The sequence below is a fragment of the Aeromonas sp. QDB68 genome, assembly GCF_027707405.1.
GTDB classification, from domain to species: domain Bacteria; phylum Pseudomonadota; class Gammaproteobacteria; order Enterobacterales; family Aeromonadaceae; genus Aeromonas; species Aeromonas caviae.
In genome coordinates this window covers 1-11511 of sequence record NZ_JAPCIQ010000047.1, presented here as the reverse complement: position 1 = coordinate 11511, position 11511 = coordinate 1, and the positions used below count along the sequence as shown (strand labels likewise).

The 11511-nt window shown below is 65.3% G+C and carries 15 protein-coding genes; 13 read left to right on the top strand and 2 right to left on the bottom strand.

Annotation, left to right across the window (positions count from 1 at the left end):
- The first annotated feature begins 2 nt into the window (after window positions 1-2).
- The 12 genes from napG to PG892_RS13875 all read left to right on the top strand — a co-directional run bounded on the left by napG (window position 3) and on the right by PG892_RS13875 (window position 8107).
- A complete protein-coding gene (napG, locus tag PG892_RS13930; RefSeq protein WP_223916401.1) occupies window positions 3-737 on the top strand; it encodes a ferredoxin-type protein NapG in 735 nt (244 codons plus the stop codon).
- Complete coding sequence (napH, locus tag PG892_RS13925) at window positions 734-1609, top strand: quinol dehydrogenase ferredoxin subunit NapH (protein ID WP_119196776.1); 876 nt, start codon at window positions 734-736, stop codon at window positions 1607-1609. The genes napG and napH overlap by 4 nt, the downstream gene beginning before the upstream one ends.
- A complete protein-coding gene (locus tag PG892_RS13920; RefSeq protein ID WP_041212738.1) occupies window positions 1609-2064 on the top strand; it encodes a nitrate reductase cytochrome c-type subunit in 456 nt (151 codons plus the stop codon). The genes napH and PG892_RS13920 overlap by 1 nt, the downstream gene beginning before the upstream one ends.
- A gap of 11 nt (window positions 2065-2075) precedes the next feature.
- Complete coding sequence (locus PG892_RS13915; RefSeq protein WP_010674159.1) at window positions 2076-2666, top strand: cytochrome c3 family protein; 591 nt, start codon at window positions 2076-2078, stop codon at window positions 2664-2666.
- A gap of 194 nt (window positions 2667-2860) precedes the next feature.
- Window positions 2861-3367: a molybdenum cofactor biosynthesis protein B gene (gene moaB / locus PG892_RS13910; RefSeq protein WP_039038846.1), complete on the top strand. Its 507-nt coding sequence runs from the start codon at window positions 2861-2863 to the stop codon at window positions 3365-3367.
- A gap of 50 nt (window positions 3368-3417) precedes the next feature.
- A complete protein-coding gene (gene moaC, locus PG892_RS13905; protein WP_052814825.1) occupies window positions 3418-3912 on the top strand; it encodes a cyclic pyranopterin monophosphate synthase MoaC in 495 nt (164 codons plus the stop codon).
- Window positions 3909-4154, top strand: coding sequence for a molybdopterin synthase sulfur carrier subunit (gene moaD, locus PG892_RS13900; protein ID WP_048207331.1), 246 nt, complete (start codon window positions 3909-3911; stop codon window positions 4152-4154). The genes moaC and moaD overlap by 4 nt, the downstream gene beginning before the upstream one ends.
- A 2-nt stretch (window positions 4155-4156) precedes the next feature.
- Window positions 4157-4636, top strand: a complete 480-nt coding sequence (gene moaE, locus PG892_RS13895) for a molybdopterin synthase catalytic subunit MoaE (RefSeq protein ID WP_119196775.1) — start codon at window positions 4157-4159, stop codon at window positions 4634-4636.
- Between the two features lie 54 nt (window positions 4637-4690).
- Window positions 4691-5413, top strand: a complete 723-nt coding sequence (gene modA / locus PG892_RS13890; RefSeq protein WP_052814820.1) for a molybdate ABC transporter substrate-binding protein — start codon at window positions 4691-4693, stop codon at window positions 5411-5413.
- Window positions 5414-5530: 117 nt separating this feature from the next.
- Window positions 5531-6211, top strand: coding sequence for a molybdate ABC transporter permease subunit (modB, locus tag PG892_RS13885; protein WP_010674165.1), 681 nt, complete (start codon window positions 5531-5533; stop codon window positions 6209-6211).
- Window positions 6208-7263, top strand: coding sequence for a molybdenum ABC transporter ATP-binding protein (gene modC, locus PG892_RS13880; protein ID WP_052814818.1), 1056 nt, complete (start codon window positions 6208-6210; stop codon window positions 7261-7263). The genes modB and modC overlap by 4 nt, the downstream gene beginning before the upstream one ends.
- A gap of 67 nt (window positions 7264-7330) precedes the next feature.
- Window positions 7331-8107 carry an alpha/beta fold hydrolase gene (locus tag PG892_RS13875; RefSeq protein WP_223916405.1) on the top strand — a complete coding sequence of 259 codons (777 nt, stop codon included), beginning with the start codon at window positions 7331-7333 and terminating at the stop codon, window positions 8105-8107.
- A 68-nt stretch (window positions 8108-8175) separates the two neighbouring features.
- Here the strand turns inward: PG892_RS13875 and moeB are convergent, their stop codons facing one another.
- Both moeB and moeA read right to left on the bottom strand, forming a co-directional pair.
- Window positions 8176-8931 carry a molybdopterin-synthase adenylyltransferase MoeB gene (moeB, locus tag PG892_RS13870; protein ID WP_109112507.1) on the bottom strand — a complete coding sequence of 252 codons (756 nt, stop codon included), beginning with the start codon at window positions 8929-8931 and terminating at the stop codon, window positions 8176-8178.
- Window positions 8928-10154 (bottom strand): molybdopterin molybdotransferase MoeA, encoded by a 1227-nt coding sequence (gene moeA / locus PG892_RS13865; protein ID WP_270825499.1) that lies wholly within the window; start codon window positions 10152-10154, stop codon window positions 8928-8930. The genes moeB and moeA overlap by 4 nt, the downstream gene beginning before the upstream one ends.
- Window positions 10155-10524: 370 nt before the next feature.
- On the opposite strand from moeA, the gene folE reads away from it, so the two are divergent.
- Window positions 10525-11181 carry a GTP cyclohydrolase I FolE gene (gene folE, locus PG892_RS13860; protein ID WP_010674171.1) on the top strand — a complete coding sequence of 219 codons (657 nt, stop codon included), beginning with the start codon at window positions 10525-10527 and terminating at the stop codon, window positions 11179-11181.
- The last annotated feature ends 330 nt before the right edge of the window (window positions 11182-11511 follow it).

Sequence of the window (11511 nt, the reverse complement as noted above, 5' to 3'; positions counted from 1 at the left end):
AGATGAGTCGTAGTCGGCGCCAGTTTCTGGCCGACATGGCCAAGGGGGCCTGCTCCGTGGGACTCCTCGGGGCCGGGCTCGGCGGAGTGGCGCGCCAGCAGGTGCAGGCCGTGCCTGCCCAGGCGCTGCGCCCGCCGGCAGCCCTCGACGAGGCCGAGTTCCTCGGCGCCTGCGTGCGCTGCGGGCTCTGCGTCGAGGCATGCCCCTACGACACTCTCAAGCTCGCCCGGCTGTTTGAACCCGTGACCACCGGCACCCCCTACTTCAAGGCGCGCGCCGTCCCGTGCGAGATGTGTGACGACATCCCCTGCGTGGTGGCCTGCCCGAGCGGGGCGCTGGATCAGACCATGACCGACATCGATCAGGCGCGGATGGGAGTGGCGGTGCTCATCGATCACGAGACCTGCCTCAACTACCTGGGGCTGCGCTGCGACGTCTGCTACCGGGTCTGTCCGCTGATCGACAAGGCGATCACCCTGGAGCTGCAGCACAACCAGCGCACCGGCAAGCACGCCATGTTCCTGCCCACGGTGCACAGCGATGTCTGCACCGGCTGCGGCAAGTGCGAGCATGCCTGCGTGCTGGAGGAGGCGGCCATCAAGGTGGTGCCTCGCCAGCTCGCCAAGGGGGAGATTGGCCACCACTACCGGCTCGGATGGGAAGAGAAGGCGAAGGCGGGCAAATCGCTCATCGGCGACAGGCTCACCCTGCCGACCCGCAAACCGGAGGGGCTATGAGTCGGTATCCGGGGGCCGAGGCCACGGCCAGGCTGGGGTGGTGGCGTGCCCATCGCTTCCTGCTGCTGCGCCGGCTTTGCCAGTTTGGGGTGCTGGGGCTGTTCCTGCTGGGGCCGCTCGCGGGCATCTGGATCCTCAAGGGCAACCTCTCCAGCTCCTTGTTGCTGGAGACGGTGCCCCTCACGGATCCCCTGACCCTGCTGCAGTCGGTGGCGGCGGGCCAGTGGCCCATTCCTACCCTCTGGCTCGGGGCCGGGCTGGTGCTCGCGGGTTACTGGCTGGCCGGGGGGCGGGTGTTCTGCTCCTGGGTCTGTCCGGTCAACCTGGTCACCGATGCCGCCGCCTGGCTCAGGGGGCGACTTGGCCTCAAGGGCAATGGTCAGTTCAACCGCGCTACCCGCTACTGGCTGCTGGCCATGGTGCTGGTGGCACCGGCCATCACAGGCGTGCTGGTGTGGGAGCTGGTCAATCCGGTGTCCCTCACCCTGCGCGGCCTGCTGTTCGGCATGGGGGCGGGCTGGGGCCTGCTGGCGGCGCTGTTCCTGTTCGACCTTTTTGTGGTGGAGCGGGGCTGGTGCGGCCACCTCTGTCCGGTGGGGGCCTTCTATGCCCTGGTCAACCGGGTCGGGTTCATCAAGATTGCAGCCTCGGGGCGCGAGCGGTGCAGCAACTGCATGGATTGTTATGCGGTCTGCCCGGAGCGTCCCATCCTGCGCGGCCCCGTTCACGGTGCCAGGCGTGGTCACGGGCCCTTGATTGCAGCTCAGGAGTGTACCAACTGCGGCCGTTGCATCGATGTCTGCGCGGAGCAAGTTTTTGAAATCACTGTAGGTTTTGCCGTCAAGGCAGAGAAAACGTCGGAGAACACATAATGAAGAAGCTGATTGGAGCAATGCTGGCCTGCCTGATGGCGGGTTCCTTGATGGCGGCCGTCCCCGAGATCACCAACAGCACGGGGGGCATCAAGTCGGAGCGGGGAAGCACGGATCTGGTAACGGATGCCGACGCGGCCCCTCTGAAGAACTTTCGCAAGGATGGCGACCTCTACGATCGCCAGTACATGCACCAGCCCCCGCTGATCCCCCACGACACCCGCAACTATGAAGTGGACAACAAGGTCAACAAGTGCCTGGCCTGTCACAGCTTCAAGAACGCCAGTGCCATGAAGGCCCCCAAGATAAGCCCCACCCACTTCGAGACCCGCGACGGCATGACCCTGGGCGAAGTCTCGCCGCGTCGCTACTTCTGTCTGCAGTGCCACGTGCCGCAAGCGGATGCCAAGCCGCTGGTGAACAATACCTTCAAACCGGTTGAAGCGCTGAACTGAGGAACCCATAGATGAAATTACCCGGCTTTGTGAAGCGTCTGTGGACCACCTTCAAGTCACCGTCGAAGGCGGCCCTCTGGGTCATCCTGCTGATGGGCTTCTTTGGTGGCGTCATCTTCTGGGGCGGGTTCAACACCGCCATGGAAGCGTCCAACACCGAGGCCTTCTGCACCGGTTGCCACGAGATGAAGGACAACGTGTTCGTGGAGTACCGCGACACCATCCACTACGCCAACCGCTCCGGCGTGCGGGCCAGCTGCCCGGATTGCCACGTACCCCACGAATGGACCTACAAGATCATCCGCAAGGTGCAGGCCTCCAAGGAGCTGTGGGGCATGATCACCGGCAAGGTGGATACCCGCGAGAAGTTTGAATCCCACCGGCGGGAGATGGCCGAGCGGGAGTGGCAGCGGATGAAGGAGACGGATTCGCGCGAGTGCCGCAACTGCCACAACTTCGAGTACATGGACTTCTCCCTGCAAGGGCGTCGAGCCGCCCAGATGCACTCCACCAACCTGGCAAGCGGGGCCAACACCTGCATCGACTGCCACAAGGGGATTGCGCACCAACTGCCTGACATGAAAGGGGTGCCAGGCTTCTGATGGGAAGGCCGCCGGATCCCCGGGATCCGGCGGCCTTCGAGATTAATGGGCAATGACGCCCCCCCAGCCAGACATCTTTTGATAGAATCCCTTCCCGGCAACGCGGCGCCCACCGGCTCCTTTCATGGCTGGCACCACGGTGCGGCGCGTTCACCTCATCCTCTCGTGGTCAATGATTGACAGGAATGGCCCCAATGGCACCCAAACACAGCGAATTCATCCCTCTCAAGATCGCCGTCCTGACGGTTTCCGACAGTCGCACCGCTGCCGATGACAGCTCGGGGGACTATCTGGTCGAGGCCCTGACCCAGACCGGCCACGTGCTGGCCGACCGGGCGCTCTGCCCCGACAACCTGTTTCGCATCCGCGCCCAGGTGAGCGACTGGATTGCCGACGAGGGAGTCCAGGTGGTGCTCATCAACGGCGGCACCGGCTTCAACGAGCAGAACCGGGTGCCCGAGGCGGTCGGCGTGCTGTTCGAGCGCACGGTGCAGGGCTTTGGCGAGATGTTCCGCCAGCTCTCGTTTGCCGAGATAAAAGGCTCCGCCATGCAGAGCCGTGCCCTGGCAGGGCTCGCCAATCGCACCCTGATCTGCTGCCTGCCCGGCTCCACCGGCGCCTGCCGTCTGGGCTGGGAACAGCTTATCCGGGATCAGCTCGATGCCCGTACCCGGCCGTGCAACTTCGTGACCCATCTGTGATCCCGGGAGTAAACCCGGATCATCCATCTTATTTTTCGATAGGTGCATAGATGAACCTGACCCATCTCAACCAGAGCGGCGAGGCCCACATGGTGGATGTCACCGACAAGCAGGTGACCGAACGCGAGGCCCGCGCCGAGGCTTTCGTGACCATGGCCCCCGAGACCCTGGCGTTGATCCTGAGTGGTCAGCACCACAAGGGGGACGTGTTCGCCACCGCCCGCATCGCCGGCATCATGGCGGCCAAGAAGACCGCCGACCTCATTCCCCTGTGCCATCCCCTGGCCCTGACCCGGGTGGAGGTAGAGATAGCCCCCCAGACGGCGCACAATCGGGTCCATATCCGCACCCTGTGCAAGCTCTCGGGCAAGACCGGGGTGGAGATGGAGGCGCTCACCGCCGCCTCGGTGGCGGCCCTGACCATCTACGACATGTGCAAGGCGGTGCAAAAGGACATGGTGATCGAGCAGGTGCGTCTGGTGGAGAAAAAGGGCGGCAAGTCCGGTCATTTCCAGCTGGGTGCGACCCAAGGAGAGCAGGCATGATCAAGGTTCTGTTTTTTGCCCAGGTGCGTGAGCTGGTCGGCTGCGACGAGCTCAGCCTGCCTTGCGACTACGCCAGTGCCGATGTCCTTCGCGCCGCCTTGAGCGAGCGAGGTGACAAGTGGGCGCTGGCGCTCGAATCCGGCAAGCTCCTGGTGGCGGTCAACCAGACCCTGGTACCGCTGGATACCCCCCTCCATGACGGGGATGAGGTCGCCTTCTTCCCGCCGGTGACCGGAGGCTGATGATGAGCGAGGCAACCATGATCGATCGCATCCTGGTGCAGCGGGATGACTTCTCGCTGGCGGACGAATATGCCCGCCTCGCTGCCCGGCAGGACACAGGCGCGATTGTCAGCTTTGTCGGCAAGGTGCGCGACTTCAATCAGGGGGAGCATGTGAAGGGGCTGGCCCTCGAACACTACCCCGGCATGACCGAGAAGGCGCTGGCGAACATAGTGGCCGAGGCCCGCGGGCGCTGGCCCCTGCAGGAGTGCACCCTCATTCACCGCATCGGCGAGCTGCTGCTCGGGGATCAGATTGTGCTGGTGGTGGTGAGCAGCGCCCACCGCGAGGCGGCTTTCGAGGCCTGCCACTTCATCATGGATTTCTTGAAGACCCGGGCGCCGTTCTGGAAAAAAGAGCTGACCGCCGACGGGGTGCAACGCTGGGTCGAGGCCAGGGCGAGCGATGACGCCGCCCTGGCCCGCTGGCAACAAGGGGAGTGAGCCTCGGGCTCGCGTCAATCGATCCGGCCGTGCCGGAGCATAAGGAGCAACGGAATGAAGAGATGGGTATCCGTGTTGGTGCTGGGCGCCGGCGCCATGTACAGCAGTGCTGTGCTGGCTGACGAGGTCAAGGTGGCGGTGGCGGCCAACTTCAAGGGCACCATAGAGCGCATCGGCAAGGAGTTCACCGCCAAGACCGGCCACAGCGTCGTCATCAGTTCGGCGGCCACCGGCGTGCTCTATACCCAGATCACCCACGGTGCGCCCTTCGATCTCTTCCTCTCGGCCGACGTGGCGACCCCTCAAAAGCTGGAGTCGGAAGGCAAGGGGAGCGAGCGCTTCACCTATGCCATCGGTCAGCTCGGCCTCTGGCAGAAGGGGGGGCCTGCCCCTGACGAGGCCACCTTGCGCCACTGGCAGGGGGAGCTGGCCATCGCCAACCCCAAGACAGCGCCCTATGGCGCCGCCGCCATGGCGACCCTGGCTCATCTCATGATCGATCCCAAGCAGTATCGGGTGCTGACCGGCACCAACATCAGCCAGACCTGGCAGTTCGTCGACACCGGCAATGCGAAGCTGGGCTTCGTCGCCTGGGCCAATCTGGTGGAGGCGGGCAAGACCGGCGAAGCCTGGACGGTGCCGGCCAGCTTCTATCCCCCCATCGAGCAGCAGGCCCTGGTGCTGAAGAAAGGGGCGGCGGTGGATGCCCTGGTCGCCTGGCTCAAGGGGCCGGGACAGGCGCAGATCAAGGCGGCGGGTTACGCCCTGCCGCAGTAAGCGCCCGGCGTCTGCCGGCCCGCCCCGTGCTGGCCAAATCCGGTGCCTGACGTGTCCCAAGGCGGCGCCCGTCATGACGGCGCCCTGTTTTTTTATCGACACCCGAGAGGGGACCCTATGAGTGAAGGGGATCTGCTGGCGGTCTGGTTGACCCTGAAACTGGCGGCCAGCACCACTGCCATCTTGCTGCTGCTGTCGCCGCCGCTCGCCTGGTGGCTGTCTCGCAGCCAGCACCGGCTGCGCCCCCTGGTGGAGGCCATGGTGGCCCTGCCGCTGGTGCTGCCGCCCACCGTGCTCGGTTTCTATCTGCTGCTGGCCTTCTCCCCGGAGTACGGCCTCGGTGGCTGGTGGCGGGAGACCTTCGGGGCCCCGCTCGCCTTCAGTTTCCTCGGCCTGCTCATCGCCTCCGTCATCTACTCGCTCCCCTTCGTGGTACAGCCCCTCACCTCCGCCTTCGTCAACATGGGCAACAAGGAGCTGGAGGCTGCCGCCACCCTGGGGATGGGCCCGTTTGAGCGCTTCTTTCGCATCATCCTGCCCATGACGTTGCCCAGCTTCGTGATGGCGGCAGCGCTGGGCTTTGCCCACACCCTGGGGGAGTTCGGGGTGGTGCTGATGATTGGCGGCAACATTCCCGGGGAGACCCAGGTGCTCTCCATCGCCCTGTTTGATCACGTGGAGGCGATGGATTACCAGAATGCCCATATTCTGGCAGGCGGCCTGATGGGCTTCTCCCTGGTGATGCTGGTGCTGGTCTACGGCGTGCTGCAACGCCGACAACGGAGGCTGTTCGGATGAGCCTCTACCTCAAGGCCAGACGTGATTTCGGCCCCTTCACCCTGGCGTGCGATCTGGCACTGCCCCCCAGCCGCATCCTCGGTCTGTTCGGTCCTTCGGGCTGTGGCAAGAGCACCCTGCTGCGTATCATCGCCGGGCTCGACAGGGCCCCGGGCGATGCCCTGCGCTGGCAGGGGCGCGAGCTTGCAGCCCTGCCCCCCGAGGCGCGGCGCATCGGGCTGGTGTTTCAGGATGCTCGTCTCTTCCCCCACCTGAGCGTGCTCGGCAACCTGCAACTGGCGGCTCGCAAGGGGAGGGGGCGCTGGCAGCCACAGGCCCTTGCTGCGCGCCTCGGCTTTGCCGAGCTGCTGGGGCAACCGGCCCACGGCCTCTCCGGGGGTCAGCGTCAGCGGGTGGCACTGGCCAGGGCCTTGCTGGCCGAGCCTGATCTGCTGCTGCTGGATGAACCCTTCTCGGCGCTGGACAGGCGCAGCCGCATCCATCAGGCCCACGTGCTCAAGGGCTTGCAGCAGGAGAGCGGCATCCCCATGATCTTCGTCAGCCACGCCATGGAGGAGGTGAGCCTGCTCTGCGATGGACTGGTGCTGCTGGCAGAGGGACGGGTGGAGGCCCAGGGCACCCCCGAGGAGATCTTCGCCCGCACCGACCTGTCGCTGGCCAGTCGCGACGACGTCGGGGTCATGCTCTCGGCGACCCTGTCCCACTACGACGAGCACGAGCAGATGGCGACCCTGCGACTCGGGGAGCAGACCCTGATGGTGACCATGGAGCATGCCCCCGATGAAGCGGGCCCCTTGCAGATCAAGGTGGCGGCGCGGGATCTGGTGATCGCCACCGAGCCCATCGTGCACTCCAGCCTCTCCAACTGCCTCGAGACCCGGCTGCTGGAGGTGCGGGAGGTGCGACCGGGGCAGACCCTGTTGCAGTTGGCTCTCGGGCAGCAGATACTGCTGGCCCGGATCACCAGCCGCTCCGCGCAGCGGCTCGCCCTGACGCCGGCCATGCGCCTCTACGCCTACATCAAGGCGGTGAGCCTGGTGGGAGAGGGGTAGACAGGGGACCGGAGTGCGGATGGGCTGGTCATGAGTGGCCGGCATGGCGTCGAGAAAGGGGGGACGGGTGCGTCGCAATCAGGTAATGAAATCCCATGGCTTGGCCCTGCGCAGTGCGGGGGAGGGGCCCTTGCTGCTCTTGCTGCACGGGCTGGGCTCTTCCAGCCTCGACTGGCAGGCGCAGATCGAGCGTTTTTCCGAGCGTTACCGGGTGGTGGCCATCGACTTGCGCGGCCACGGCCAGAGCATGCAGGAGGGGCCCTTTGACGTGCCCACCCTGGCGGCGGATGTGGCCCGCTGGCTCGACGAACAGCCCGAGCCTGCCTGGGTAGTGGGGTTGTCGCTCGGTGCCATGGTGGCGCTGGAGCTGGCGCTGCAACTGCCCCACAAGGTGCAGGGGCTGGTGCTGGTCAACGGCTTCAGCGAATTTCTGCTGGAGACGCCAAAGGAGCAGGAGCGCTATGCCATGCGCCTCAAGTGGCTGCGCTGGTTCGGCATGCGGCCGCTGGCGTGGTGGCTCGGTCGCGAGCTCTTTCCCGGCCCCGATCTCGCCCAGGTGCGCCACACCTTCCGGGGGCGCTTCGTGCACAACAAAAAGAAGACCTACAAGGCGCTGCTGGAGGCGCTGCCCGGCTGGTCGGTGCGGGCTCGTCTCGGCACCCTCTGGCAGCCGGTGGCCATCATCTCCACCAGTCACGACTATCTGCCCCTGGCGCGGCGGGTGGAGCAGTTCGCCTCCCTGCCCAATGCCACCATCCACACCCCGGATGGTCACCACGCCTGGCCGGCGGAAGATCCCGCCGGGTTCAATCATCTGTTGCAGCGGATCCTCTCAACCCATTGAGGGGAGCAGACAGCAGAGGTAGATAAAAAAGCCGAACCCCGGGGGTTCGGCTTTTTTGTGGGCGCTGCTCAGGGTCTTGAGCAGACCGGGCAGTCGGGGCGCTTGGGAAGCTTCAGCTCGCGAAAGCTGCCACCCAGACCGTCGATCATCAGCAGGCGGCCGCTGTAGCTTTTGCCCATGCCTGCCAGCAGCTTGATGGCTTCGAGCGCCTGCAGGCTGCCCACCAGTCCCACCACGGGGGCCAGTACCCCCGCCTCGACACAGGTGAGGGCCTGATCGCCAAAGAGGGTGCTGAGACAGGCGTAGCAGGGTTCATCCTCCTGCCAGGTGAAGCTGCAGAGCTGCCCTTCGAGCCGGATGGCGGCGCCGCTGACCAGGGGCACCTTGTGCTGGCGGGCACGCTGGTTGAGGAGGTTGCGGATGGCGACGTTGTCGGTGCAGTCGAGCACCAGCTGATGGCCTGGCAGCAGGGCATCGAGCAGCGCCTCGTCGGCGAGGGCGGCGTGGGTCTCCACCTCGAGCCAGGGGGTGAGGGCGCGCAGGGACGTCGCCGCAGACTCCACCTTGAGCTGGCCGATGCGCTCGTCGCTGTGCAGCACCTGGCGCTGCAAATTGGAGAGCTCCACCCGATCGAAATCCACCAGGGTGAGGTGGCCGACCCCGGCCACCGCCAGATACTGGCTGGCGGCGCAGCCCAGGCCCCCGGCGCCGATGACCAGCACGCGTGACTGCTTGAGCGCCTCCTGCCCCTCGAAGTCGAAGGATTTGAGCACGATCTGGCGGTTGTAGCGAAGGAGTTCTGCGTCGCTCAGGATCTCGCTCACAGCAGCAGCCCCGAGAAGGGCTCGACGGTGACCGTCTCACCGGCGGCCACCTTGCCGCGCTCCTGCTCGAGCACGATGTAGCAGTTGGCCCGGGACAGGGAGCTGAACACCCCGGAGTCCTGGGAGCCGGTGCTGCGTACCTCGAGGCCATTCGGGCCCACGCTCAGGATGCCGCGCTGAAAGTCCAGGCGCCCCGGGCTCTTCTTGAGCGGCTCTGTCGCCAGGGCCTGGAGGGGGTGCGGGCGTGCAAACTGCTGACCGGCCAGTCTGGCCAGGGCCGGTTGCACCAGCTGATCGAAGGTGACCATGGCGGAGACCGGGTTGCCCGGCAGACCGAAGAACCAGGCGTTTGGCAACCGGCCAAAGGCGAAGGGTTTGCCCGGCTTGATGGCGAGCTTCCAGAAGCCAATTTCCCCGAGCTCTTCGAGCAGTTGCTTGGTGAAGTCCGCTTCTCCCACCGAGACGCCCCCGGTGGTGATCAGGGCATCGGCCTCGCGGTCGGCCTGCAAGAAGGCGGCGCGCAGGGCCTCCGGATCATCGGGAATGATGCCAAGGTCCAGGCACTCACAGCCCATGCGGCTCAGCATCGCCTTGACCCCGTAGCGGTTGGAGTCGTAGATGTCCCCGTGCTGGAGCGGGGTGCCCAGAGGCTTGAGCTCGTCCCCTGTGCTGAAGATGGCGACCCTGAGGGGACGGTGCACCGTGACGTTCGCGATGCCAAGGGAGGCGAGCAGCGGCAGCTCCCTGGGGCTCAGGCGCAGGCCGCTTTCGAGCACCCGGGCGCCCTGCGCCAGATCCTCGCCGCGGCGACGGATGTTCTGGCCAGGCGTGGGCGCGGTCAGGAAAGTGATCCCGTTGTCGCCGGCTTGCGTTTCTTCCTGCATCACCACAGCGTCTGCACCCGGGGGCACAGGGGCCCCGGTCATGATGCGGATGCAGTGGCCGGCGGGCCACTCCCCCTCATAGGGCTGGCCCGCAAAGGCCTTGCCTGCCACGGGGAGCGGCACCCCGGCGGCGAGATCCGCCAGGCGCACGGCATAGCCGTCCATGGCGGCGTTGTCGAAGGGGGGGACGAAGAGGGGGGAGCTTATCTCCTCGGCCAGGATCCGATCCAGCGCCTGGGGCAGGGGCAACCGCTCCGTCTCGCAGCAGCAGGTGAGTTGTTCCAGCATCCCTTGCAGGGCCTTGTCCAAGGGGAGGAGTGCACCGGTATCGAATCCCATCATCATGACCTCTCTGGTGTGTAGGGGGCAGATTATCCCAAAAATCCGCTCCGATGGGCAGGCCGAAGGTGCGGTAATGGGGGGAAGATGCCCCGGCGTGATCGGATTCTGGGGCGCTATCCCGTTAAATTACCTCCTGATGGGTAACCAGGGCGAGGCTTGCGCGGGATGGCAGGTGGGGAAGAGGCGGCACGGCCGTGCGCCTTGCCCCCGAATGGGCAGGCCGGTGCGGACAAAACGGGGTGGTTTGGCATAAAGTCGGGCACCGGGCTTGAGTTAGACAGAATTATGACAATAATCGCCCTGTAAGATTGCGCCGCGGCACCATGCCGCAGGCCAGCACAGTCCCTGAGCGTGGGAGAGAAACACGATGACGAGCTTAAGCCAGGAAGCCCTGTTGGTCAGGGCGGCGCTCGAGGCCGAGGGCCTTGAGACACCTCTGGTGGCCAATGAATTGAGCGGCCAGCAGAAAAAGGAAAAAATCGAAGGTCATATGCGCGCCATCATGGAGACGCTGGGACTGGATCTGGCCGACGACAGTCTGGCCGAGACCCCGCACCGCATTGCCAAGATGTACGTGAACGAGATCTTCTCCGGCCTCGACTATGCCACCTTCCCCAAGGTGACGGTGATCGAGAACAAGATGAAGGTGGACGAGATGATCATGGTGCGGGACATCAGCCTCACCAGCACCTGTGAGCACCACTTCGTCACCATAGACGGCTTTGCCCACGTGGCCTACATTCCCCGCGGCAAGGTGATTGGCCTGTCGAAGATCAACCGCATCGTGCAGTTCTTCGCCCGCCGTCCCCAGGTACAGGAGCGGCTGACCCAGCAGATCCTGCTGGCGTTGCAGACCCTGCTTGGCACCAGGGACGTGGCCATCAGCATCAAGGCGACCCACTTCTGCGTGAAGGCCCGTGGCGTGATGGACTCCACCTCCTACACCACCACCACCTCCCTGGGCGGCGTCTTCAAGACCCAGCCCGACACCCGCGCCGAATTCCTCGGTGGTCTGAAAGGGTAGTGCTCCCGGGGCCTGTCGCCGACAGGCCCCGTCTCCTTTCCCTCACTTTTTTGAAAAATACGTAAAGTTGTGACCGTGCCGGTCGCTATGGCTCTCCGTGTTGTCGGACGGTCTGGTTGACGCCGACACCCCCGGGCCCGCCCTTGTGCGCTCCGACAGGGACGAGATGTGCTGCCAAGGAGGGTAGTGAAGGCGCAGGCCAGGCCTGCGCCCAGCAATGCCACTTGTTTTCCCCATGCAGGACATGCCATGAACACCATCTTAAATGCGAAAGGGGACTCCCTCCGACGTAGGTGGGAGGGGAATTTCGCCGGGGCGTCAGCCCCGCTG